A 24,623-nucleotide genomic window follows, 5' to 3' on the forward strand; every position below is an offset into this window, starting at 1 on the left:
AGGGGCGATGCAGGGATGAAGAAAAGTCAAAAATTGTTCGGCGCCAGCCTGCTGGCGCTGGCAATCAGCGGATGTGCAGTCACCAGTGAACCGATCGAACGCAGTGTCAGCGAACAACGGGCCAAAGCCGACCTGCAAAGCATGTACAAGGGTCAGGAACCGCTGAGCGGTCCGCTGACCCTGCACCAGGCCATGGCCCGCGCGGTGAAATACAACCTCGAAGGGCGCTTGAAAATCATGGAGGAAGCGCTGGCCAAGCGGCAGCTCGACCTCGCCAGCTTCGACATGCTGCCACGCATGGCGCTGGATGCCGGTTACGTCGGACGCAACAATGTCAGCGCCTCCAGCAGCCAGAGCGTACGCACCGGCACCCAGTCCCTGGAACCGTCGACCTCCCAGGACCGCGACCGCAACGTCGCCGACCTGACCATGGTCTGGAACGTCCTCGATTTCGGCGTCAGCTACATCAACGCCAAGCAACAGGGCGACCAGCGCCTGATCGTTCAGGAACGCCGGCGCAAAGTGATCAACACCATCGTTCAGGACGTGCGCTCGGCTTATTGGCGGGCGATGGCGGCCGAACGTCTGCTCAAACAGATCGACAGCCTGATGGCCCGGGTCGACACCGCCCGGCGCAACAGCGAAAGCATGAGCGAGCAGCGCATCGGTGATCCGGTGCAGTCCCTCGGTTACCAGCGTTCGTTGATCGAAGCGACCCGGCAACTGGAAGAGCAACGCCGGGCGTTGTCGCTGGCGAAAACCGAACTGGCGACCCTGATCAATCTGCCGCTGGGCACCAACCTGACGCTGGCCACTGACGACGGTTATCAGATCCCGGAACTCAAGGTCGATATTTCCAGGCTGGAGCAGGAAGCCCTGACCAGCCGTCCGGAACTGCGCGAGCAGGATTACCAGACCCGGATCAGTGCTGCTGAAACCCGCAAGGCGATGTTGCGCATGTTGCCGGGCCTGGAGTTTTCCGCCGGCGGACACTACGACAGCAACTCGTTTCTGGTGAACGATCGCTGGGCCGACTATGGGGTGAAAGTCACCTGGAACCTGTTCAATGTGATCTCTGCCCCGGCAGCCATCGATGTGGCCAAGGCCGGCGAAGAAGTCGCCACCGCACGCCGTCAGGCGATGTCGATCGCGGTGCTGGCGCAGCTGTATGTGGCCAATGCCAACTATCAAGAGGCGCTGCGTCAGTTCAAGACCAACCAGCAACTGTCGGACATCGACGGGCAGATCGTCGGTCAGTTGCGCAATCGGCACCAGGCCGCCGGCATCGGCGAGCTGGAGTTGATTCAGGGCGAACTGAACAACCTGCAAGCGGATCTGCGCCGTGATCTGTCGTATGCCGATCTGCGCAATGCCTATGGGCAGATCTTCGCCAGCGCCGGCCTCGATCCGCTTCCGGATCAAGTGCAATCCACCGAAGTGCAGTCGATCGCCACGGCGTTGGCTAACCGGGAATCGGCGTGGGCGTCGGGGGATATTTCGGTGCCAGTGGTGGCGCATGCTGCTGCCAAATAATCTGCAGGCGCCCGTCGCCAGCATCAGTCGCAGGCAACGCGAGGCCCGCAACGGCCATCGCGGTGCGGCGATTTTGCTCACCGGTCTGCCGGCGGCGGGCAAATCGACGCTGGCCCAAGCGCTGCACGCCGAGTTGTTTGCCCGTGGAGTGCAGAGCGTGGTGCTCGATGGCGACGGCTTGCGGGTCGGGCTCAACCGCGATCTGGGATTTGGCGACGCCGATCGCCTGGAGAACATCCGCCGTGCCAGCGAGCTGGCAGCGCTGCTGGTGGAAAACGGGCAGATCGTGATTCTGGCGATGATCGCGCCGTTGCTGGAACTGCGAGAGGTGTTCGCCCAGCGTTTGGTTGCGGACTATCGGGAGGTCTGGTGCAGCGCATCGCTGACGGTGTGCGAACAGCGTGATCCGAAGGGTCATTACGCCCGCGCACGGCGTGGCGAGATGGCCGGTTTCACCGGGGTTTCGGCACCGTACGAGCCGCCCGCGCAGGCCTCGCTGGTGCTCGACACCGGCGTGCAGACCGTGGATGCCTGTCTGGACCGGCTGCTGAGCTGGCTTGGCGAATGCGCGGTGTTGCCCAAGGCATGAGCCGCCCGGTCTGTTCACGTCTGCCGGTGGCGGTGGACTTGCCGCTGCTGTTGCAGGCGCTGCAGGCGATTGCCGAAGAGGCTTGGCGCGGACACTTCAACACCGATTACTTCACGGGCGACTGGAGCGGCGTGGCACTGATTTCGGCCGCCGATGCCCCGACCGAGTTATCGCCCGGACGCGGTGAAACAGTGCAGCGCACGCCCTGGCTGCGCGATGAACGCTGGCGGTTGGGGCTACGTGAGCTGGCGCTGGATATCGTCAGCGCACGCCTGCTGCGACTGGGGCCGGGCGGGCGGATTCATGAGCACCGTGATTACGATCTGGAGGGCCCGGAAGCCGATCTGCGCCTGCACATTCCACTGCTCAGCCCGCCCGCCGTGGACTTCTGGCTCGAGGGTCAACGCGTGCCGATGTCGGCGGGGGAGTGCTGGTTTCTCGATCTTGCTCGTGCGCATCGGGTGGATAACTTCGATACCTGCGCGCGGATTCATCTGGTGCTCGACTGCCGGCCCGGGGCCTGGCTCACGCAGAAGATCGCCGAAGGTTTGCGCGACACCCCTGCACCGCAATCGGCCGATTCGGCGTTACAGCGATTCCAGCGACTGGTTGCAGGTGATGCAGCGTTGGCGGCGACTCTGCAGCACATGACGGACCCCGAAATATTCATCGAGCGCACTCTGGAGCTGGCCGCCGAACACGGCTTGCGATTCTCCCGCGAAGAACTGCGCGCCGCGATGCGCAACGGTCGTCGGCAATGGAACGAACAATGGAAAGGCTGAACTTCGACGGCTGGCTGCCGATCCGGATCTGGCCGCTGGCGGAGCAATGGCAAGTGGACTGGTGCTGGTTTGCTGACACACCACTGCATCAGCCTTTTTTTCGTGACGCCGTCGAAGAAGCGCTGCGGTTGCCGTTCAATCAGGCTTTTCGCCGGCAGACGCCGCTATCGGTGCTGACCGAGTGGCAAGCGCAAAGCCCGGGGTTGGCCCCGAGTGCCTTTATCCTGCACGCCTCGCGTTGCGGTTCGACATTGATCAGCCAGATGCTCGCGCGGCTCGATGACCACATCGTAGTCTCGGAGCCACCGCCGCTTGATGCACTTTTGCGCGGTGAGCTGCCCGAAGCCGAGCGGCGGGCAGCGATCAGTGGACTGCTCTCGGCCTACGGTCAACGTCGACGCGGTATCGAGCGGCGACTGGTGATCAAGCTCGATGCCTGGAACATCGGCGAATGGCCGCTGTTGCAGGCATGCTTTCCCGACACGCCGTGGCTGTTCGTGTATCGCGATCCGCTGGAAATCGCCGTATCGCACGTGCGTCGTCCGGGGATGCACATGGTGCCGGGGATGCTTGGTGATTGTGTGCTCGACGATGGTTTGCCGTTTACCGGTAGTGAAGACTTCATCGCACGACGGCTTGGACACTTGCTGGCGTCGGCGTATCTGCACTGCCGTGAGGGTGACGGACTGCTGGTGAACTACAGCGAGTTACCCGAGGCCATGGCCGGACGATTGGCGAAGTTTTTTCGTTTGAATGTTGAGCAGCGGCAGCAGGTGTTGGCGGCGACGATGCAGCATGCCAAGCAGCCGTCCCAGCGCTTTGTTGCCGATGGCGAAGACAAGCGTCGCGAGGCTTCGCCGTGGTTGCGCGAACGGGTTCGGCAATGTGCCCAGGATGCCTTTCTGAATCTTGAATTGCTGCGTAACGCTTGAAAGATCGCAGCCTTCGGCAGCTCCTACAGGGTGTACGCATAACCGATGCAGGAACTGCCGCAGGCTGCGATCTTTTGCTGTCAGGTTTTTCCCGACAGATCCGCCATCCCCTTGAGCAGCTCGATGGGTAGGGGAAAGACAATCGTCGAGCTCTTGTCGCCGGCAATCGAACTCAAGGTCTGCATGTAGCGCAACTGCATGGCGCCGGGCTGACGGCCGAGCATTTCGGCGGCCTGCATGAGTTTTTCCGAGGCCTGCAGTTCGCCTTCGGCGTGGATCACCTTGGCCCGGCGTTCACGTTCGGCTTCGGCCTGTTTGGCGATGGCACGGACCATCGATTCGTTGAGGTCAACGTGCTTGATCTCGACGTTGGCGACCTTGATGCCCCAGGCGTCGGTCTGGGCGTCGAGCACCTGCTGGATGTCGATATTCAGTTGCTCGCGTTCGGCCAGCAGTTCATCCAGTTCATGTTTGCCGAGCACCGCGCGCAGGGTGGTCTGCGCCAGTTGGCTGGTGGCCGAAAGAAAGTCTTCGACCTGAATGATCGCCTTCTGCGGGTCAAGCACGCGGAAGTACAGCACCGCATTGACCTTCACCGAGACGTTGTCGCGGGTGATCACATCCTGCGGCGGTACGTCGAGCACCACGGTGCGCAGATCGACCCGGACCATTTGCTGCACCACCGGTATCAACAGGATCAGCCCCGGCCCTTTGACCTGCCAGAAGCGCCCGAGCTGGAACACCACGCCGCGCTCGTACTCGCGCAGGATGCGGAAGGTCGAGCCGGCGAGTGCAATCACCAACAGCAGCAGTGCAACAAAACCGATTTGCAGACCCATGATCACTCTCCGTGTCGCACCGCGTCAGTCGCGGCGACTTTCAGCAACAAGCCCTTACGCCCGACCACGCGCACCGATTGCCCGGTGTGCAAGGGTGTGGCGCTGTGCACTTGCCAGTGTTCACCCTGCAAATGCACCCAGCCGTTGTGGGCGTTTTGCGCTTGCACGGTGGTCACCGCCGTCACGCTGCCGACCAGCCCGGCATCGCCGCTGACAGTATGGCGGGGGCGGGTTTTCAAGGCGCGGACGATCAAGGCGATCAGCAGCAGGGCGCTAAGCAGGCCGAGGCCGATGATCATCGGTACCGGCACCTCGGCGTTGCTCAGGATCAGCGCGCCGATGACGAACATCATGATCCCGCCAAGGCCGATGACCCCGTAGTTGGGCAGCGCGGCTTCGGCAATCAGAAAGGCAATGCCGAGGGTGATCAGCCACAGGCCGACCGGATTGACCGCCGTCAGCGGGACGTCAGCCGCGAGGGCCGGGCCGCTGGCCAGCAGTATCAGAAAAAACAGACAACATCGGCTGTTCACGTGACCCTCCGGGAGAGTCAGGGGGTGTTTCCTTAAGTCTAGTTGAGCCTGGCGCTGAATGAATTCTGCTCAATGAGCAGATGTGTCCAGTGAGCGGATTTCCCTTCGCCTGAGCCTCGCCGAACTAGACTCAACAGAACAGGCACAACGTTCCGCGTGACACCGAGGTGCAGCATGCGTATGGCAAAAAAAGTGCAAAGCAGCCTGAACCGGGCGCATTGCGAATATGACGTCGTGGCCCACCGCCACTCCGCCAGCAGTCTGGAAACCGCACGGGTTTCCGGGGTGCCCGCCGAGCGCGTGGCCAAGTCGGTGATTCTCGACGACCACCACGGGCATTACCTGATGGCCGTGCTGCCGGCCAGCCGGCACCTGGATTTGAGCAAAGTGCGCAGCCGCGGCGAATGGCAGATCACCCGGGAAAGCAACCTGGCGCACATCTTCGATGACTGCGAACGCGGCGCGGTGCCGCCGCTGGGTGATTCCTACGGCCTGGACATGGTCATCGACCCGCTGCTGACCCGGCAGAAAGACATTTACCTGGAAGCCGGCAACCACAACTACCTGCTGCACATGAGCATGCCCGAGTTTCTGAAAATGGTGCCGCATGCCGAGGTGCGGGAGTTGAGTCAGTAGGACTTGTAGCGTTTTTGCCGATGCCTTCGCGAGCAGGTTGATCGAGTTCCCCCTGTGGGAGCGTGCCTGCTCGCGAATAATCTCCACCCACCGAATTCTTGAAGGAGTCCTCCATGGAGCAGCCCACCCACAGCCTGCCGTCCCTGTTCAAACAACTGGGACTGGGCGACGACCCGACCAGCATCGACCAATTCATCGCCACCCATTCACCGCTCAAACCCGAGCTGCACCTGGCGGACGCGTTTTTCTGGAGTAAAAGTCAGGCGGATTTCTTGCGCGGCGAGATTCTTGATGATGCGGATTGGGCGGAGGTGGTGGATCAGCTGGATGTGTTGTTGCGCAAGGGGCGGGTTTTGTAGGACTGAGTAAAACCCAAATTCTCTGCAGAGAAGATTTGTTTCAAAACTTGACTGAAATTCACCGCCAATGCGATATTGATAGTTAGCAAACTAACAGTGTGCATTTTCCCGTGCCGAATTCCCTCGACGCTCTCCAGATGAACATCAGCAGTGCCATGGTGGTGGCCGCCAGGCATTGGCGGAAGATCTGCCAGACCACGCTGGTCAACTATGGAATCTCCGAAGCCTGCGCCGTGCCGTTGTTGATGATCGGGCGGTTGGGCGAGGGTGTACGTCAGGTGCAAGTGGCGCAGGCAGCCGGGATGGAAAGTCCGTCGCTGGTACGCCTGCTCGACCAGTTGTGCCACGCCGGCTACGTCTGCCGCACCGAAGATGCGCAGGATCGTCGGGCCAAGTGCCTGAGCCTGACCGACACCGGCCGTGAACTGGTGCAAGCGGTGGAAAGCGAACTGGTGCGTCTGCGTCATGAAGTGCTCGAAGGCATCGACCAGAGTGATCTGGAAGCTACGCTTCGGGTACTGCGAGCTTTTGAGGCGGCCAATCCGCCTGTGGTGATTAATTCTTGAACGGTTTTTTCTCTGGCATCCCGCCTGCCCGTGACTGGTTCTACGGGGTCCGCACCTTTGCAGCGTCGATGATTGCGCTGTACATCGCCTTGCTCATGCAAATGCCGCGTCCGTATTGGGCGATGGCCACGGTGTACATCGTCTCCAGCCCGTTTCTCGGCCCGACCAGTTCCAAGGCGCTGTACCGCGCCATCGGCACCTTTCTCGGGGCGGCGGCGGCGGTGCTGTTCGTGCCGATGTTCGTACAGAGTCCGTACGTGTTGGTGGTGGTGATTGCCTTGTGGACGGGGATTTTGCTGTTCCTGTCGCTGCACCTGCGTACCGCCAACAACTACGCGTTGATGCTGGCCGGTTACACCCTGCCGTTGATTGCCTTGCCGACCGTGGATAATCCGCTGGCGGTGTGGGACGTGGCGGAAGCGCGGACCGAAGAGATTTTTCTCGGTATCGCCGTGGCGGCAGTGGTCGGCGCGATGTTCTGGCCGCGTCGCTTGGCGCCGGTGTTCAACGACGCAGTGGGTAAATGGTTCGCCGACGCCACCACCTACAGCCTGAAGTTTCTCAGCCGCGACGTGCAGCCTGAACAGATCGCCACGCTGCGCATGGCCATGGTCGCCAATTTCAATAGCCTCGAATTGATGATCGGCCAGTTGCCCCACGAAGGCGCTCGTCCGCAAACCGTGCGCAACACCAAGGAACTGCGCGGGCGGATGATCCACCTGCTGCCGGTAATCGACGCTCTGGAAGACTCGCTCTACGCCCTTGAGCGACGCACGCCGGAACTGGTGGAAAAGTTTGCCCCGCTGCTGACCGCGACCCAGGAATGGCTCGGTCACAAAGACGCCGATCTGGATCGCTGGCAGGCGCTCAAGGATCAACTCCAGGCCCTGCAGCCAAACTGCGAGGCCTTGGAAGATCGCAAGCAATTGCTGTTCTCCAACGCGATTTATCGCCTCGGTGAATTCATCGATCTGTGGCAGGACTGCCGCAGTTTGCAGGACGCGATTCTCTGCGAGCGCCAGGACAGCTGGCGCGCGGTTTACCGGCACTGGCGCCTCGGGCGGCTGACGCCATTTCTCGACCGCGGGATGATGCTGTATTCGGTGGCCTCGACCGTTCTGGCGATCATCGTCGCTTCGGTGCTGTGGATTCTGCTGGGTTGGCCGGACGGCGGCAGTGCGGTGATTCTGGCGGCGGTAGCGTGCAGTTTCTTCGCCTCGATGGACGACCCGGCGCCACAGATCTACCGGTTCTTTTTCTGGACCGGGATGTCGGTGCTGTTCGCCAGTCTCTATCTGTTCCTGATTCTGCCGAACCTGCACGATTTCCCGATGCTGGTACTGGCGTTTGCGGTTCCGTTCATCTGTGTCGGCACCCTGACGGTGCAGCCACGCTTCTTCCTCGGCATGCTCCTGACGCTGGTCAACACCTCGTCGTTCATCAGCATTCAGGGCGCGTACGACGCGGACTTCTTCGCCTTTGTGAACTCCAACCTGGCCGGCCCTCTGGGCCTGTTGTTCGCGTTTATCTGGACCCTGATCGCCCGCCCGTTCGGCGTCGAGCTGGCCGCCAAACGTCTGACCCGCTTCAGCTGGAAAGACATCGTGCGCATGACCGAGCCGGCCAATCTGGCCGAACATCGGCATCTGGGCGTGCAGTTGCTCGATCGTCTGATGCAGCACTTGCCGCGTCTGGCCATGACCGGACAGGACACCGGGATTGCCATGCGTGAAGTGCGTGTCGGCCTGAACCTGCTCGATCTGCTGGCTTACACGCCACGAGTCAGCGGCGCGCCGAAGGCCCTGCTGCAGCAAGTGGTGGCCGAGGTCGGCGAGTATTTCCGCGCTTGCCTCAAGGCCGGCGAACGCTTGCCGGCACCGAGCCCGCTGCTGATGACCATGGATCGCGCCCGCCGCGCGCTCAAAGGCCACGGCGACGAAGAAACCCGGCTAAACCTGTTGCATGCCCTGAGCGGTTTGCGCCTGGCGCTGTTGCCCGGCGTGGAATTTGTCAGCACGGGCGATGCCGAAGAACCGCTGCCCGATGGAGCGCCCCTATGATTGGTGATCTGGATATCAGCGGCATTTTCCTGCCGACCCTGCTGGTGTTGATGGGCATCACCTATGTGTTGTTTGTGCTGGTGCATGGCGTGCTCACGCGCCTGCACTTTTACCGTCTGGTCTGGCACCGGGCATTGTTCAACGTGGCCCTCTACGCCGTGATGCTGTACGGCGTGGACTCACTCAGTCGATACCTGATGACATGAAAAAACCGTTTCTGACTATCGGTCGCGTGGTCCTGACCCTGCTGATCGTGACTTTTGCCGTCGTCCTCGTCTGGCGCATGGTGATGTATTACATGTTTGCGCCATGGACCCGTGACGGCCACATTCGCGCCGACATTATTCAGATCGCCCCGGACGTGTCCGGGCTGATCCAGCAGGTCGAGGTCAAGGACAACCAGTTGATCAAACGCGGCCAGGTGCTGTTCAGCATCGACCAGGACCGCTTCAAACTGGCCCTGCGTCAGGCTAAAGCGGCGGTCGCCGATCGCGAAGAAACCCTGGCCCAGGCGCAGCGTGAAGCCAAGCGTAACCGTGGTCTGGGCAATCTGGTGCCGGCCGAACAACTGGAAGAAAGCCAGTCGAAAGTCGCCCGGGCGCAATCGGCGCTGGCCGAAGCGCTGGTGACGGTGGACAGCGCGCAGCTCAATCTGGATCGTTCGGTGATCCGCAGCCCGGTGGACGGTTACGTCAACGACCGTGCGCCGCGAGTGCAGGAATTCGTCACCGCCGGGCGTCCGGTATTGTCGGTGGTCGACAGCAACTCGTTCCACATCGACGGCTATTTCGAAGAAACCAAACTTGACGGTATTCATGTCGGCCAGTCGGTGGATATCCGTGTGATCGGCGACAAGGCCAGGCTGCGCGGGCATGTCGAAAGCATCGTCGCCGGTATCGAAGACCGCGACCGCACCAGCGGCAACAACCTGCTGCCCAACGTCAACCCGGCGTTCAGCTGGGTGCGCCTGGCACAACGGATTCCGGTGCGCATCGCCTTTGACGAGGTGCCGGCAGATTTCCGCATGATCGCCGGGCGGACCGCGACCGTGTCGATCATCGACGACAAAACCCAGGAGCCCGCGCAATGAACAGGGCCCTGATGATCGCCGGGTTGGGCCTGATGCTCTCGGCCTGTCAGATGGTCGGACCGGACTATCATCTGCCCGCTGACGCGGCGGTGCAGCGCAAGGATTTTCAGGGCGAGCTGGCGGTGGACGGCAAACCAGTGGTGTCGGCGCCGGTGCCGGCGGACTGGTGGCGGCTGTATCAAGACCCGCGTCTGGATCAACTGGTGCAGCAGGCCATGGCTTCCAATACGGATTTGCGCGTGGCGGCGGCCAACCTGTCGCGGGCCCGTGCCCAGGTCGATGAAGCCGAAGCGGCCGGTGGCTGGAGCGGCGGCGTGAAGATGGGCGCGCAGCGCTTGCAGGAATCCGGACAGGCGTTCCTGCTGCCGGAAAAAGTCCCGGTGGCCAACGTCGCTGACATCGGTATCAGCGCGTCTTACCAGTTCGATCTGTGGGGCACGCTGCAACGCGGGATCGAAGCGGCGAAAGCCAACGCCGATGCCACGCAAGCGGCGGCCGACACCGCGCGCATCACCCTGGTGGCGGACGTGGTTCGCGCCTACACCCAAGTGTGTGCCGCCAACGAAGAACGGGAAATCGCTCAGCATTCCCTCGACCTGCAATCGCAGAGCACCACGCTGATCCAGCGCTTGCGCGATGCCGGGCGTGGTGACGAGACCCAGGTCACCCGTTCGCAAACCCAATTCAAATCCTTGCGGGCTGACCTGCCGCGTTACGAAGCGGCGCGTCAGGCCGGATTGTTCCGCCTGTCGATGCTGCTGGCCAAACCGGTCGACCAGTTGCCTGCCGGTACCGCGACCTGTGCCGAACTGCCGAAAATCGCCCAACAGTTGCCGGTGGGCGACGGTGCAGCGCTGCTCAAGCGTCGGCCTGATGTGCGGCAGGCCGAGCGTCGTCTGGCCGCCGCGACCGCCGGCATCGGCATTGCAACCGGTGAGCTGTACCCGGACATCAGCATCGGCGCGACCATCGGCACCGTCGGCTTCGTTTCCGATCTTGGCGATCCATCGACCAACCGCTGGGGCTTTGGCCCGTCGCTGAGCTGGAAGGTGCCGACCAACGGCGCCCGCGCACGTATCCGTGAAGCCGAAGCCAACACTCAGGGCGCGCTGGCGCATTTCGACGGCGTGGTGCTCAACGCCATCCGCGAAACCCAGACCGGTCTGGCCCAGTACAGCGCACTGCTGCAACGCCGCGACGCCCTGGCCGATGCCGAGCAGTCGGCGAAACTGGCAGCGGACCAGACCCATCGCTTCTTCCAGGCCGGGCGCGAGTCGTTCCTCGCCGACCTGCAGGCGACCCGCACCTACACCGATGTCACCGCGCAACTGGCCGCTGCCAACACCCAGGTTGCCATGAGCCAGATCGATTTGTTCCTCGCCCTGGGTGGCGGCTGGGAAAGCGGACGAACGCAAGCCTCAAGCACCAGCAAACCCTGAAGCCGTTGCTATGCTTTGAAGTGTTGAAAGGGTGCCCCGTGCAACGCACCCTTTCAGCGCACATCGCTAGCGCTGGTCTAGGGGAAACCAATAATGAAAAACCCTTACGCTCTCGGCTTCTGGTGCGCCCTGGTAGCGCTGGTGCTGCTGTCGGCCACCTATTTCTACGGCATCATGCTGGCCCATCAGATCGACAAGGCCATGGTCTTCCTCGACAGCGCCACGGCGTTGATCGCGGTGATGGCAATTGTCGTCGTGGCCTGGGCGTCGATCCAGGTGCAGCGGGTCAAGAAACGCCAACTTGAACAAGGCAAGACCCTGGTGCTGATCTGGGACACCAAAGTCGCCCTGCGCCGGGTCGAAACCGTGTTCGATCGCTACTTCTGGGGCAGCTACTGGCAACCGGGACGCACCTTCGCCGAAGTCATGGGCGAACTGACCGGCACGCCGCTGGAAAAAAGCCTCGAAGCCTTGAAAAAACAGTGTCTGGAACTCGACAAGCAGATCGCCGATGAAGGCTGGCACTGGCTCAACAATGCCCGCGAACTGTCGGATGTCGCCACGGCCATGGCCCGCGAACGCTATCAGCTGGATTTCTGCGACCCCCGAGCCGACGGGCCGGGCGGGGCGGTGATCGACCGCGACTTTGAAGTGCTGGTGTATACCTGGACGGCGCGGTTGAAGAGCTTTGATCATCAACTGGATGAGATCGAGGTCCAGTATTCCTGAAAAGCAAAAGATCGCAGCCTTCGGCAGCTCCTACAAAGGAATGCGTTCCCTGTAGGAGCTGCCGAAGGCTGCGATCTTTTTGCTTTTGCGCGTGTCCATAGACACTCTTTAACCTTTAAACATTGGGCCGCTTCGCGCTGCCAGTGCTAATCTCCACCGCTAATTTCAGCGGAGTCGAGCCGCGACCCGGTCACGGGTTCAGGGAAGACGACCACACTTTCAGCCACGGACATTGATCAGGTCATTCATGAATAAATCAGCAGGCGTGCTTCTCGGAATTGTTGTTGCCATCGGTGCGATCAGCGCCGGCGGGGCCTGGTACACCGGGACCAAGATCGAAGGCGTACTGAACAACGCCGTCAGCAACGCCAACAAAGAGCTGCAGACCGCGATGGCCGGCTCCAATGGCAGCGCGTCGCTGGAGCTGGTGTCGCTGGAGCGCCACACCTTTACCAGCACCGCGCACTACCGCCTCAAGGGCGAAGGCGAGATGTTCGGTGACCAGCCGGTCGAGCTGCTGTTCGTCGATCACATCGAACACGGCCCGCTGCCGTTCTCGCGCCTGGTGTCGCTGAAGTGGTTGCCGGTCATGGCCACCAGCAATTACGAGCTGGAAAAGAGCCCGGCCACCGAAAAATGGTTTGCCGCCACCAAGGGCGCCGCGCCGCTCAAAGGGGTGACCAACATCGGCTACGACGAATCCACCACCAGCAGCCTGGAACTGCTGCCGCTGGAAACCGCGCTGGACGAGCAGTCGAGCCTGAAGTTTTCCGGCCTGACCATGAACATCTCCGCCAGTGCCCAGGCGCAGAAGGTCAAGGCTGACGGCTACATGGACAGCCTGAAACTGGTCACCGTGTCGCAGGATCAGGCACCGGTGCAGGTCGAACTCAACGGTCTGACCCTGGCCAGCAACCTCACCAAGAGCAGCTACGGCTACTACACCGGGGAAAACACCCTGGAGCTGACCAACAGCAAAACCACCTTCGGTCCCAAGCAGTCGGTACTCGGTGTGAAGAACTTCGAAATGAAGAACCTCACCGAAGAGAGCGGCAGCAATGCCTCGGGCCGCGCTGACTACAAGGTCGGTGAAGTCACCCTCAACGACAAGAAAATCGGTTCGGCCAACATGGCCATGAGCCTGAAAAATCTCGACATCCCGTCGACGATGTCGCTGATGCAGATCTACCAGACCAAATTGCAGCCGTACGAGAAGGAAGCGGCGGCGGCTGCCGAGGCCGGTCTGCCGGCACCGGAACTGAACCTGACCGAAGCCGAATCGGCACAGGTCAAGGCTGACCTGCAGAAACTGCTGGCCGCCAGCCCACAGATCGCGCTGGAAAACCTGTCGCTGAAAACCGCCAACGGTGAAAGCCGCGCCAGTCTGGTGATCGACCTGACCAAGCCGCAGTCGATGGACCTGCCGCCGGATCAACTGGGCAAGCAATTGATCGCGCTGCTGGACCTGAACATTCAGGTGTCCAAGCCGATGCTGATTGATCTGCTCAGCGTGCAGGCACAGCTCGACGGTCAGACTGACGCCAAAGCCATCGTCGACCAGGCCAGCGCCGGTGCCGACATGTTCTCCGGCATGGCAGTCGGTTCGCAATTGGCGACCGTCGACGGCACCAATGTCGTGACCAAGCTGCATTACGCCGCCAACCAGGTGGAATTCAACGGCCAGAAAATGACCGTCGAGCAGTTCGTCGGCTTCCTGATGAGCAAGTTCGCTGGCGTCACGCAAGTGCAGTAATCCTGCGCTCTAAATAGCAACGCCCGGCCTCTGGATTCGCGGACGCCGGGCGTTTTGCTGTCTGGCGTTCGGGTTTTGCACTGAACCGGCGGCACGATTCTGAACAATTATTGTGTTCTGAATATTCGACTACGCTTGCATGCAAGACTGCCTGACTAAGCTTGGCTGGGTCTTTATTGGCTCAGCCTCCGTTACGAATGGGCAAGGGGGGCATTGCGACCCGGCTGGCCATGTAAGGATGCTGACGAATGCCGCGTATTGATGTGCCTGTTCTACATCGTGGTTTACGCCCGTTGTTTCGTGTTGCGCTGTGCAGCCAGTTGCTCTGGCCGGCACTGGCGTTTGCCGATACGCCCTATGATCAGATGGTGCGTGATGCCCGTGCCGGCCAGACCACGCCTGCGCTGAACGTGCTGCGCCAGGTGCCGCCGGGGCAGTCGACCACTGGCCAGATCAGCGATCACCTGCAGATCGCCAGTTGGGCCGGCCTCGATGCCGAGGTGGTGCAGGTCTATGAAACCCAGGGCCGTGACCGGGTGCTGCCGGTGCAGGCACTGACTGCCACCGCCCGCGCCTACCGCAACCTCAAGCGTTGGGATCAGGCGACCCAGGTCTACAACAAGGCCCTGGCGCTGGAGCCGGACAATGCCGACCTGCAACTGGGCCTGGCCCTGACTCAGGCGGACTCGGGCAAACCCGACGAAGCCGTGACCCGCGCCAAGGCGCTGGTCGCCGCCAAACCTGACGACCCCTCGCGCCGCCTTGCCCTGGGCTATGCCCTGACCCGCGCCGGCAAGCAGTACGACGCGTTGTTTGAATACGATCAAGCATTTATCCGTGCCGGCAGCAAGCCGGAAGTCGCCCGCGAATACGTGGTCGCCCTGCAAAAGGCGCGGCTGCCGGAACCGGCGCTGCGTCTGGCCAATCAACGTCCGGGGCTGATCGACCCGGTCACTCTGCGCCGCCTCGAAGGTGATCTGGCCGCCGAACGCGTGCGTCTGGCCGAACTCGCCACCCGCAGTGAACAAGAACGCTACGTGATCGCCGACCGCGCGCTGGCCGATTACGACAAATTGCTCGCCACCTGGACCCCGGACGCCAGCGCCCACGATGACGTGATTCGCTGGCGCATCGACCGCATGGGTGCACTCAAGGCCCGGGCGCGCACCGCTGACGTGATCAATGAATACCAGAAGCTGCAAAGCCAAGGCGTGAAGATTCCGACCTACGCCTTGCGCTGGGTCGCCGCGTCGTATCTGGATCAGCGCCAGCCAGAAGTCTCTACCGACCTGTATCGCCAGGTGCTGTCGGCCCCGGACGCCGATGTCGGTGATCGCCTCGAAGACACCACCGCGTTGTATTACTCGTTGCTGGAAAGCGATCGCGCCGATGAAGCGCGCAACGTCGCCGAGGACCTGGCCAAGACCCAGAAGCCGCGCGTCGAACTCAAGGGCTTGCCGATCGGCAACCCCAACGACGAATGGATGGACGCGCAGCAACTCGCGGCGCAGGCCGGCACCTACGGCTCCGACCTGCCGCACGGCGAGGAACGTCTGCAAACCCTGGTCGATCAGGCCCCGGGCAACATCGGCCTGCGCCTGGCGCAGGCCGATCTGTACCTGGCCCGGCAATGGCCACGCCGCGCGGAAACCCAGCTCAAGGAAACCGAGAGCATGGTCCCGCGCGACATGGGCCTGGAGCTCGCTCAGGCGCGCACCGCGATGACCCTGCAAGAATGGCGGCAGATGGATGCGCTGACCGATGACGTGGTCGCGCGTTTTCCCGACAACCGTCAGGTGCAGCGTGCGGCCCGCGAGCGCGAAGTGCACGACATGTCCGAACTGCGCGTTGAAGCCTACGGCGGCAAGGCCAACGGAGGCGGCGGCAGTGGTGCGGGCGCGGTCAGTGGCAGCCGCGATTTCGGCATCCAGAGCACTTTGTACAGCCCGCCGATCGATGAAGACTGGCGGGTGTTCGTCGGCGCCGGGTATGCCACCGGCGACTTCGCCGAAGGCACCGGTACCGACCGCTTCCAGCGCGTGGGCCTGGAGCGTCGTACCCGCGACATGAGCCTGGAAGCCGAGGTCTCCAACCACGATTACGGTTACGGCGCCAAACAGGGCGCGCGCATCGCGATTGCCCGCGACATCAACGACCACTGGCAGTACGGCGGCAGCTTCGCCTATCTGTCGGCCGAGACGCCGTTGCGGGCGCTCAACAGTGACATCAAGGCCAACGGCGGCAACGCGTTCATTCGCTGGCGCGCCAACGAAAGTCGCGAGTGGCGGCTGTCGGTCAGTCCGTCGCACTTCAGCGACGGCAATAACCGCGTCGAAGCTTTGCTCACCGGGCGCGAGGGCGTCTACAGCGCGCCGAACGTGCAGGTCGATGCCGGTCTGGAAGTCGGTACCAGCCACAACTCCAAGTCCGAGGATGTGCCGTACTTCAACCCGAAATCGGACTTCAGCGTCATGCCGACGGTCAACGTCAACCATGTGCTCTACCACCGTTACGAAACCTCGTGGAGCCAGCAGTTCCAGGCCGGTGCAGGCACCTACAGCCAGCGTGATCACGGCACTGGCGGCATGGCAATGCTCGGCTACGGCCAGCGTTATGCCTGGAACGACGTGTTCGAGGTGGGCGGTTTGTTCAGTGTGATCAACCGGCCCTACGACGGTGATCGGGAGACCGATCTGCGTCTGCTCGTCGACCTCACTTTCCGCTTCTAGAAGAGTTTGAAGATGCCTTTGATGACGCGTTTCATCCTTCTGCTGGGAGTGCTGCTGATCAGCGCCTGCGCCCAGCAAGCCCCGGCCTTCGCGCCGCCGTCGCAACGTCCGGTGGCGGCCAATGAAAAACCCTGGCCGAAAAACCACGTGCTGGGCATCGCCTATCACGATATCGAAGACCGCGACCCCGATCAGGCGGTGGTGGCGGTGCGCACCGAACGCATGATCGAGCAGCTCGCGTGGCTGCGGGAGAACGGCTACCAACCGGTCACCGTCGATCAGATCATGGCGGCGCGCAAGGGCGGCCCGGAACTGCCGGCCAAAGCGATCCTGCTCAGCTTCGACGATGGGTATTCAAGCTTCTACACCCGCGTGCTGCCGGTGCTGCGCGCCTACAACTGGCACGCTCTGCTGGCGCCGGTCGGCGTGTGGATCGACACGCCGCTCAATCAACCGGTGGATTTTGCCGGTGCACCCCGCGCACGTTCGGACTTTCTGACCTGGGATCAGGTGCGGGAAATCTCGCAGTCAGGGCTGGTGGAAATCGCCGCGCACACCGACGCCAGCCACAAAGGCATCCTCGCCAACCCGCAAGGCAACATGCAGCCGGCGGCGGCCACCCGACGCTACGATCCGCTCACCAAGCGCTATGAGTCCGAAGAACAGTTCCGCGCTCGAATCAGCAATGACGTGGCGACCATCTCGGAAAAAATCCGCAAAGTCACCGGCAAGAAACCGCGCATCTGGGTCTGGCCGTACGGCACGGCGGACGGCACTTCGCTGGCCGTGGTCGGCGAGCAGGGCTACGAAATGGCCCTGACCCTGGACGACGGTCTCGACGCCCTCGACAACCTGATGAGCAGTCCGCGCTTCCTGGTGGCCTCGGATCCTGACGGCGAGCATTTCGCCAACAGCATCGTCGGCGTGCAAGCGGATTTCGCCATGCGTGTGGTGCACGTCGATCTGGACAACGTTTACGACCCGGACCCGGCGCAGCAGGAAATTAACCTCGGCAAGCTGATCCAGCGCATGGCCGACATGGGTGCCAACACCGTGTTCCTGCAGGCCTTCGCCGATCCGAAGGGCGACGGACTGGTGCACTCGCTGTACTTCCCCAACCGTCACCTGCCGGTGCGCGCCGACATTTTCGACCGCGTTGCCTGGCAACTGCGCACTCGGGCGCACGTGAAAGTCTTCGCCTGGATGCCGGTGCTGAGTTTTGGCCTCGATGCGAAACTGCCGCGTGTCACGCGCTGGGATCCGAAGACCGGCAGCACCGCGGTCGATCCGGACCAGTATCAGCGCCTGTCGCCGTTCGATCCGCAAGTACGGCGGATCATCGGTGAAATCTACGAAGACGTGGCGCGCCTGACCTCGGTCGACGGCATTCTGTACCACGACGACGCGGTGCTGTCGGACTTCGAAGACGCCAGCCCTGAGGCCCTGAAAGCTTATGCCGCGCACGGCTTGCCGGGGTCCATTGCTGCGCTTCGAGATGATCCGGCGGCGATGCAGCGCTGGACGCGCTTCAAGAGTAAATACCTGATCGACTTCACCAACGAACTGACCGCCAAAGTCCGCGCAATCCGTGGCCCGCAGGTGCTGACCGCACGCAACATCTTCGCCGAGCCGGTGCTCAATCCGCAGAGCGAAGCCTGGTTTGCGCAGAACCTCGACGACTTCCTCGTGACCTACGACTGGACGGCGCCGATGGCCATGCCGCTGATGGAAAAACAGACCCAGGCGCAATCCGGCCCGTGGCTCGAAGACCTGGTGGCGAAGATCAAGCAGCGCCCCGGCGCTCTGGACCGCACGGTGTTCGAACTGCAAGCCCGCGACTGGACGAAAAAGGATCAGGCCGACATCGACGGCGCGCAACTGGCCGACTGGATGGGCCGGCTCAAGCGTCAGGGGGCGACCAGTTTTGGTTACTACCCGGACAACTTCCTCGACAACCTGCCGGACCTGAAAACCGTAAGGCCTGCGCTCTCCAACAAATGGAACCCATGACATGCTGGATAGACTGTTAGCCCTGCTTGTTCTGGCGCTCGTCCTCGGCGTGCCGCTGGGGTTGATCTTCCTGGTCACCGGGCAGTTCCTGATGGACTTCGTGTTCTTCTACCCGTTGTTCATGTCCGGCCTGTGGATTTCCGGTGGCCTGTATTTCTGGCTGCACTGGGAACGCCACTGGCCGTGGAAGGACGACACCCTGCCGCCGCCACTGGAAGGCGAACCACTGATCTCGATCCTGATCCCTTGCTACAACGAAGGCGAAAACGCCGCCGATACCATTCACGCGGCGCTGGCCCAGCATTACCCGAACATCGAAGTCATCGCGATCAACGACGGTTCCAAGGACAACACCGCCGAAGTGCTCGACCGGCTCGCCCAAGAAGACCCACGCCTGCGGGTGCTGCACCTGGCGGAAAACCAGGGCAAGGCTGTGGCCCTGCGCATGGGCGCCATTGCTGCGCGCAGCGAATATCTGGTGTGCATCGACGGCGACGCGCTGCTGGCACCGAACACGGCGGCCTATCTGGTGGCGCCGATGCTCGACAACGCGCGCCTCGGCGCGGTGACCGGCAACCCGCGTATCCGTACACGTTCGACATTGGTCGGGCGGGTGCAGGTCGGTGAGTTCTCCTCGATCATCGGCCTGATCAAGCGCACGCAACGGGTGTTCGGGCGGATCTTCACCGTGTCCGGGGTGATCGTCGCCTTCCGCCGTACCGCGTTGAACCGCGTCGGCTACTGGAGCCCGGACATGATCACCGAAGACATCGACATCAGCTGGAAGCTGCAACTCGATCACTGGAGCATCTTTTACGAGCCGCGCGCGCTGTGCTGGATCCTCATGCCGGAAACCCTGCGTGGTCTGTGGAAGCAGCGCCTGCGCTGGGCCCAGGGCGGTGCCGAGGTGCTGTTCAAGAACATCCGCGGCATCTGGCAGTACCGCCATCGTTACCTGTGGCCGCTGCTGTTCGAGTATTGCCTTTCGACCGGTTGGGCCTTCACCTTTCTGCTGTCGGTAATCTTCTGGGCCGTTGGCAAGTTCGTCGTCATGCCGGAGTCGATTGCCGTGCATCACCTGATGCCCCCGGCGTTCACTGGATTGCTGCTGGCCTTCGTCTGTCTGGTGCAGTTCGCCGTCAGCATCATTATCGACCGGCGCTATGAGCCGGGTCTGGGCCGAACCATGTTCTGGGTCGTCTGGTACCCGATCGCTTTCTGGCTGGTCAGTCTGCTCACCACCTTGGTCAGCTTCCCCAAGGTCTTGTTTGGCCAACATCAGAAGCGTGCGCGCTGGGTCAGTCCTGATCGGGGCATCAAACCGGTCGGCGACGACGAAGAGGAGGTCATCAAATGAAAATCATCCGGACCCGCCAGCGACCGTTCCTGGTCGTGATCGACGTGATTCTCACCGTGCTGGCCTGGGTCGGCCTGCTGTTCCTGCTGATACGCGGGCTGTGGCCGCTGATCGAAACCCACGCCGGTGGGCCACGCATCGACAACTCGGCATTCGAGGCGCTGGGTACGTTGCAGATCTACCTGTGGGTGGCGCTGGTCAACGCGGTGATCCTGATTGGTTGGGCGCGTTATCAACAGCGCAAAAGCCGAAGCTTCGCCCAGCGTCGATTGCCGGCACCGGTGGTCGATGATGAAGGGCTGAGCAAGAGCTTCCGCCTGTGCGATGAGCGCTTGCAGAAACTGCGCACGCCGGGGGTGATGACCATCCACAACGATCAGGAAGGTGACATCAGCCATGTGGTGCTGAACTTTCGGCCACTGGAGCCTGCGGAGCTGCCGCCACCGCTGGCGCCGCTGGAGCATCCGCGGGTGATCTTTCTGCACGCCGAGGATGACGATAATCGCGACCCGGTAAATCGCCCCACCTGAAAGATGCCCCCCCTGTAGGAGCTGCCGAAGGCTGCGATCTTTTGATCTTTAAAATCAAGATCAAAAGATCGCAGCCTTCGGCAGCTCCTACATTGTTCAGCATTCAGCATTCAGCATTCAGCATTCAGCATTCAGCATTCAGCCGCGAATCAGCTCCCAAGCTTCTTCCATCGCCAGTGGTTGTTTCATCCGCTCCGCGAGCATCGCCATGGCCCGTTCCTCCTCGCAGGCCACCGCGGCGACCACCACGCCGTTATGGCCGAACAGGCCGATGAAGGGCGGATGCTCGGGTTCGCCCCTGAACTCGATTTCATCCCACTGGCTGGCGTGGCCAAGGTAGTCGTAGTTCCTGCCGAAGTGCCAGGTCCAGAAAAACGGCACATCCAGATAATGCTCATCGGCGCCCAACATGTTGGCGGCAGCAATGCGCGCATGCTGCTGGGCCAGGCGCCAGTGTTCAATGCGTTGCGGCTGGCCGCTCAGGGGGAACGTGGCGATATCGCCAATTGCCCACAGCCCGTCGCAAACACGCAGGCCGGCGTCGACTCGCAGTGACTGGTCTTTCTCCCTCGGCAGCGACGCATAAGCCTCGGTGGCCGGATGCACGCCGACCCCCGCCAGCACCAGATCCGCCGAGACGCGCAAACCGTTGTCCAGCAGTACCGCTTCGACTTTGCCGTCGCCAATGACTTCCCGGACTTCGTGATCGGTGATGAATTTCACCCCGTGTTGTTCGTGGAGCGCACGGATCGCTTTACCCACGGCTGTGCCGAATTGTGCGGCAAACGGAATGGCGTGGCGGGCGCTGACCGTGACGTCGAGCCCAAGCTGGCGCAGGGCCGAGGCGCATTCCAGAGCGATAAAGCTGTCGCCGATGATCAACGCCCGCTGTTCGGGTCTGGCGGTGCGCATGATCTGTTCAGCCTGGGCTTTCGAACGCAGGACGAACACCTGCGGCAGATCAGCGCCGGGCAGTTGTAGCGGATTGGGCTCGCCGCCGGTGGCGAGCACCGCGGCGTCGTAGCGCAGGGATTGGCCATCGTGCAAATGCAGGGTTTTCGCTGAGGCGTCGAGGGCGGTGATTTCGCCTTGTCGGCGTTCGATGCGCTGCTCTTTATAAAAGCCTTCATCGCGCAGCGGCGGGGTTTCCTGCGCCGACATTTCGCCGGCGAGGACAAATTTGCTCAGCACCGTGCGGTCGTAGCCGGCATCCGCTTCGCGGTCGAGCATGATGATCCGGCCACCGAAACCTTTCTCCCGCAGTGCCGCCGCACATGCCGTGCCCGCTGCACCTGCGCCGACTATCACGAAGGTGCGCGAATCATCGGCCGGCGGCGTGTGCCCATCCGGCAGCGGTTGGTCATCGACCCAGACCTCATCGCCACGTAACTCCAGCGGATAACGCTTGAGACTGTCGAGGGCAGGCGGCTCGCACAACGCGCCGTCTTCGACGCGAAACGCGGCCTTGTGCCACGGGCAGATCAGTCGTCCGTTGCACAAGGCGCCGTCCGCCAGCGGCGCGCCGGCGTGTGGGCATTCACCCTGAAACGCGCGCAGTTGGCCATTGGCGTGGAGCAGGACAATCTTGCGCTCACCGATTTCGACTTGCAGGCCACGGTCTTCGGGAACATCGGCGAAACGGGCGACACGGTGCAGGCTCATGTTCGTGCTCCTGGCAGGCATTTCTCTTACGAGTTTGCGCCGCAGGGCGAGGTTCAGCCAATTGCCACTGCCAAGGTACGAACGGTACGGCTATAGTTTGCAGGCCGACGAAGGCCCAACTGCACAAGGTACTCCCGGAATGACCCGATTGACCTCTCTCAACCCTTGGCTGGCGGCCGTCGCCGTCGCCCTTTGCGTGCAGTTTTCGGCGCAGGCGGCCGAGCGCTTTACCCTCGATATACCCGGTGTCTCGGACAACCGCCTGTTCACCTCCGCCGCCGCGAGCGATGCCACCGGTTGCGGTGGCAAGAACCAGTCTCCGGCACTGGCCTGGAACGCAGGGCCTGCCGGCACCCAGAGCTATGCGATCGTCATGCACGACCCGGACGGCCAGAAAGGGGCTGGCGTCGATCACTGGATTCATTACGGCATCAAGGCCACCACCCGGCAGATCCCGGCCGGTGTCGGCGCCAAATCCAGTCTCGAAGGCGTAGGCGGCACCAACAGCAAAGGCACGACCCATTACATCGGGCCATGCCCACCGGTTGGCGACAGTGCACACCACTACATCATTCAGATCTACGCCCTGGATCTGGCCCCGGACGCCTTGCCCGCCGGCCTGACCCGCGCCGAGCTGATGGACAAGATCAAAGGCCACGTACTGCGTAACAGCAGCGTGGTACGGCGTTATCACCGCTAAAAAAATTTTTTGGCGGGGTTTAACCCGATCTGAAGGGGCTGCCCGTCTCAGTGGATGAATGGATCACTTTCATCCCGAGGTCAGCCCCCATGTCCCGTTCTCTGCCTTTCCTGCGACCTGTTGCGGTCGGTGTGTTGTTGGCCGTCGCCGGTTGCGGCGTGTCTTCCGATCCGGAGTCGGCTGCCGTCCCGGCGCCCGCCCAGCCGCAAGCTTCAATTGAGCATGAAGTGCTCAGGGCCGATGACACCATGGCCAAGCGCAGCGCGCGTGCGGCGCCGATCGCCAGTTTTGCCGCGATGCCGGCCCCGGACAGTTATCCACAGGGCTACCGCGACGAACAGCGCGAGCAGTATCAGGCGCTGGCCGATAACCCGATCCACAGCGTCGCCGAAGCCCCGGTCTCGACCTTCAGCGCAGACGTCGATACCGGCGCCTACGCCAACGTCCGGCGGTTGCTCAATCAGGGACGCCTGCCTCCGGAAGGCGCCGTGCGGCTGGAAGAGATGGTCAATTACTTTCCCTACAACGATGCGCTGCCCAGCGATGGCTCGCCCTTCGGCGTGACCACCGAACTGGCCGTCACCCCGTGGAATCCGCACACCCGTCTGCTGCGGATCGGCATCAAGGCCTCCGACCGGGCCATGGCGGAACTGGCCCCGGCCAATCTGGTGTTTCTGGTGGATGTGTCCGGTTCGATGGATCGCCGTGAAGGGCTGCCGTTGGTCAAAAGCACATTGAAACTGCTGGTCGAGCAGTTGCGCGAGCAGGATCGGGTGTCGCTGGTGGTGTATGCCGGCGAATCCCGGGTGGTGCTGGAGCCAACGTCTGGCCGGGAAAAAGCCAAAATTCGCACAGCCATCGAGCAATTGACCGCTGGCGGCTCAACTGCAGGTGCGTCGGGCATCGAACTGGCCTATCAAATGGCACAACAGGCGTTCATTCCCAAAGGCATCAACCGCATCCTGCTGGCCACTGACGGTGACTTCAACGTCGGCATCAGCGACTTCGACAGCCTCAAGCAAATGGCTGTGGATAAACGCAAGACCGGGATTTCCTTGACCACTTTGGGTTTCGGTGTGGATAACTACAATGAACACTTGATGGAACAACTGGCCGACGCTGGCGACGGCAACTACGCCTACATCGACAACCTGCGCGAGGCGCGCAAAGTGCTGGTGGATCAACTCGGTTCGACCCTTGCCGTGGTGGCGAAAAACGTCAAATTGCAGGTGGAATTCAACCCGGCGCAGGTCAGTGAATATCGCCTGCTCGGCTACGAAAACCGCGCTCTGAAGCGTGAGGATTTTAGCAACGACAAAGTCGATGCCGGTGAAGTCGGCGCAGGACACACGGTGACCGCGCTGTATGAAATTGTCCCGGCAGGTGAGCAGGGCTGGCTGGAACCGCTGCGTTACGGTAAATCGCAGGCGCCAGTGGCTACGAACAGCGGGGAATTGGCGATGCTGCGTGTGCGTTATCAACAGCCCGAAGGTGGGAAAAGTCTGCTGATCGAGCGGCCGATTACCGATCAAGTCGCACCGGCCAGTGACGATCTGCGTTTCGCAGCGGCGGTGGCGGCGTTTTCCCAGCAGCTCAAGGATGCTCGCTACACCGGCGACTTCAGCCTGAAAGACACCGAAGCGCTGGCCCGTGGCGCTCGCGGCGACGACCGCTTCGGTTTGCGCAACGAGTTCGTGCAACTGGTGGAACTGGCGCAAAGCCTGCGCAGCTCAACCGCATCGAATACGCTGCCCATTGAGCGACGGATCGAATAGTGAGCCGATTCAAAGGCTTC

General features: G+C 62.1%; 22 protein-coding genes. 19 read left to right on the plus strand and 3 right to left on the minus strand.

The window, feature by feature from the left end; genetic code table 11:
• The first annotated feature begins 15 nt into the window (after positions 1 to 15).
• The 4 genes from HXW87_RS04840 to HXW87_RS04855 are packed head-to-tail and all read left to right on the plus strand — an operon-like array spanning position 16 to position 3,836.
• Positions 16 to 1,533, plus strand: a complete 1,518-nt coding sequence (locus HXW87_RS04840; protein ID WP_047290735.1) for a TolC family protein — start codon at positions 16 to 18, stop codon at positions 1,531 to 1,533.
• Positions 1,517 to 2,122 (plus strand): adenylyl-sulfate kinase, encoded by a 606-nt coding sequence (gene cysC, locus HXW87_RS04845; RefSeq protein WP_239778497.1) that lies wholly within the window; start codon positions 1,517 to 1,519, stop codon positions 2,120 to 2,122. Before HXW87_RS04840 ends, cysC begins: the two co-directional genes overlap by 17 nt.
• Positions 2,119 to 2,904 carry an aspartyl/asparaginyl beta-hydroxylase domain-containing protein gene (locus tag HXW87_RS04850; protein WP_239778498.1) on the plus strand — a complete coding sequence of 262 codons (786 nt, stop codon included), beginning with the start codon at positions 2,119 to 2,121 and terminating at the stop codon, positions 2,902 to 2,904. The genes cysC and HXW87_RS04850 overlap by 4 nt, the downstream gene beginning before the upstream one ends.
• Positions 2,892 to 3,836: a sulfotransferase family protein gene (locus tag HXW87_RS04855; RefSeq protein WP_239778499.1), complete on the plus strand. Its 945-nt coding sequence runs from the start codon at positions 2,892 to 2,894 to the stop codon at positions 3,834 to 3,836. The genes HXW87_RS04850 and HXW87_RS04855 overlap by 13 nt, the downstream gene beginning before the upstream one ends.
• A gap of 80 nt (positions 3,837 to 3,916) precedes the next feature.
• Here the strand turns inward: HXW87_RS04855 and HXW87_RS04860 are convergent, their stop codons facing one another.
• Together HXW87_RS04860 and HXW87_RS04865 are read right to left on the minus strand one after the other, a co-directional pair.
• Positions 3,917 to 4,675 (minus strand): slipin family protein, encoded by a 759-nt coding sequence (locus tag HXW87_RS04860; protein ID WP_041070974.1) that lies wholly within the window; start codon positions 4,673 to 4,675, stop codon positions 3,917 to 3,919.
• Between the two features lie 2 nt (positions 4,676 to 4,677).
• Complete coding sequence (locus tag HXW87_RS04865) at positions 4,678 to 5,208, minus strand: NfeD family protein (protein ID WP_239778500.1); 531 nt, start codon at positions 5,206 to 5,208, stop codon at positions 4,678 to 4,680.
• A gap of 174 nt (positions 5,209 to 5,382) precedes the next feature.
• Here HXW87_RS04865 and HXW87_RS04870 point away from each other — a divergent pair, with 174 nt between their 5' ends.
• The 13 genes from HXW87_RS04870 to pgaD all read left to right on the plus strand — a co-directional run bounded on the left by HXW87_RS04870 (position 5,383) and on the right by pgaD (position 20,466).
• Positions 5,383 to 5,844, plus strand: coding sequence for a YbaK/EbsC family protein (locus HXW87_RS04870; RefSeq protein WP_121183014.1), 462 nt, complete (start codon positions 5,383 to 5,385; stop codon positions 5,842 to 5,844).
• 113 nt (positions 5,845 to 5,957) lie between these two features.
• Positions 5,958 to 6,203 carry a DUF2789 domain-containing protein gene (locus HXW87_RS04875; protein WP_131670839.1) on the plus strand — a complete coding sequence of 82 codons (246 nt, stop codon included), beginning with the start codon at positions 5,958 to 5,960 and terminating at the stop codon, positions 6,201 to 6,203.
• Positions 6,204 to 6,340: 137 nt separating this feature from the next.
• Positions 6,341 to 6,769, plus strand: coding sequence for a MarR family transcriptional regulator (locus HXW87_RS04880; protein WP_047290742.1), 429 nt, complete (start codon positions 6,341 to 6,343; stop codon positions 6,767 to 6,769).
• A complete protein-coding gene (locus HXW87_RS04885; RefSeq protein WP_121183020.1) occupies positions 6,766 to 8,829 on the plus strand; it encodes an FUSC family protein in 2,064 nt (687 codons plus the stop codon). Before HXW87_RS04880 ends, HXW87_RS04885 begins: the two co-directional genes overlap by 4 nt.
• Positions 8,826 to 9,035 (plus strand): DUF1656 domain-containing protein, encoded by a 210-nt coding sequence (locus tag HXW87_RS04890; RefSeq protein ID WP_007957657.1) that lies wholly within the window; start codon positions 8,826 to 8,828, stop codon positions 9,033 to 9,035. Before HXW87_RS04885 ends, HXW87_RS04890 begins: the two co-directional genes overlap by 4 nt.
• Positions 9,032 to 9,919 carry an HlyD family secretion protein gene (locus tag HXW87_RS04895; protein WP_047290744.1) on the plus strand — a complete coding sequence of 296 codons (888 nt, stop codon included), beginning with the start codon at positions 9,032 to 9,034 and terminating at the stop codon, positions 9,917 to 9,919. Before HXW87_RS04890 ends, HXW87_RS04895 begins: the two co-directional genes overlap by 4 nt.
• Positions 9,916 to 11,358 (plus strand): efflux transporter outer membrane subunit, encoded by a 1,443-nt coding sequence (locus HXW87_RS04900; protein ID WP_239778501.1) that lies wholly within the window; start codon positions 9,916 to 9,918, stop codon positions 11,356 to 11,358. Before HXW87_RS04895 ends, HXW87_RS04900 begins: the two co-directional genes overlap by 4 nt.
• A 93-nt stretch (positions 11,359 to 11,451) precedes the next feature.
• The gene (locus tag HXW87_RS04905; RefSeq protein ID WP_025113416.1) at positions 11,452 to 12,087 is read left to right on the plus strand and encodes a hypothetical protein; all 636 of its coding nucleotides are present in this window, start codon (positions 11,452 to 11,454) and stop codon (positions 12,085 to 12,087) included.
• A 247-nt stretch (positions 12,088 to 12,334) separates the two neighbouring features.
• Positions 12,335 to 13,840: a YdgA family protein gene (locus HXW87_RS04910; RefSeq protein ID WP_239778502.1), complete on the plus strand. Its 1,506-nt coding sequence runs from the start codon at positions 12,335 to 12,337 to the stop codon at positions 13,838 to 13,840.
• A 248-nt stretch (positions 13,841 to 14,088) separates the two neighbouring features.
• On the plus strand, positions 14,089 to 16,569 hold the full coding sequence (gene pgaA / locus HXW87_RS04915) for a poly-beta-1,6 N-acetyl-D-glucosamine export porin PgaA (protein WP_239778503.1): 2,481 nt from the start codon (positions 14,089 to 14,091) through the stop codon (positions 16,567 to 16,569).
• A gap of 12 nt (positions 16,570 to 16,581) precedes the next feature.
• On the plus strand, positions 16,582 to 18,579 hold the full coding sequence (pgaB, locus tag HXW87_RS04920) for a poly-beta-1,6-N-acetyl-D-glucosamine N-deacetylase PgaB (protein ID WP_239778504.1): 1,998 nt from the start codon (positions 16,582 to 16,584) through the stop codon (positions 18,577 to 18,579).
• A gap of 1 nt (position 18,580) precedes the next feature.
• Positions 18,581 to 19,936: a poly-beta-1,6-N-acetyl-D-glucosamine synthase gene (gene pgaC / locus HXW87_RS04925; RefSeq protein WP_095667856.1), complete on the plus strand. Its 1,356-nt coding sequence runs from the start codon at positions 18,581 to 18,583 to the stop codon at positions 19,934 to 19,936.
• Positions 19,933 to 20,466 (plus strand): poly-beta-1,6-N-acetyl-D-glucosamine biosynthesis protein PgaD, encoded by a 534-nt coding sequence (pgaD, locus tag HXW87_RS04930; protein WP_047290751.1) that lies wholly within the window; start codon positions 19,933 to 19,935, stop codon positions 20,464 to 20,466. The genes pgaC and pgaD overlap by 4 nt, the downstream gene beginning before the upstream one ends.
• A 138-nt stretch (positions 20,467 to 20,604) precedes the next feature.
• Here the strand turns inward: pgaD and HXW87_RS04935 are convergent, their stop codons facing one another.
• A complete protein-coding gene (locus HXW87_RS04935; RefSeq protein ID WP_182403340.1) occupies positions 20,605 to 22,128 on the minus strand; it encodes an FAD-dependent oxidoreductase in 1,524 nt (507 codons plus the stop codon).
• Positions 22,129 to 22,267: 139 nt separating this feature from the next.
• Between HXW87_RS04935 and HXW87_RS04940 the strand changes: the two genes are divergently transcribed.
• Positions 22,268 to 22,828 (plus strand): YbhB/YbcL family Raf kinase inhibitor-like protein, encoded by a 561-nt coding sequence (locus tag HXW87_RS04940; protein ID WP_047290754.1) that lies wholly within the window; start codon positions 22,268 to 22,270, stop codon positions 22,826 to 22,828.
• A gap of 89 nt (positions 22,829 to 22,917) precedes the next feature.
• Positions 22,918 to 24,603, plus strand: a complete 1,686-nt coding sequence (locus tag HXW87_RS04945) for a VWA domain-containing protein (protein WP_239778505.1) — start codon at positions 22,918 to 22,920, stop codon at positions 24,601 to 24,603.
• The last annotated feature ends 20 nt before the right edge of the window (positions 24,604 to 24,623 follow it).

The sequence above is a fragment of the Pseudomonas sp. Y5-11 genome (genome assembly GCF_022368695.1).
Lineage (GTDB): Bacteria > Pseudomonadota > Gammaproteobacteria > Pseudomonadales > Pseudomonadaceae > Aquipseudomonas > Aquipseudomonas parakoreensis.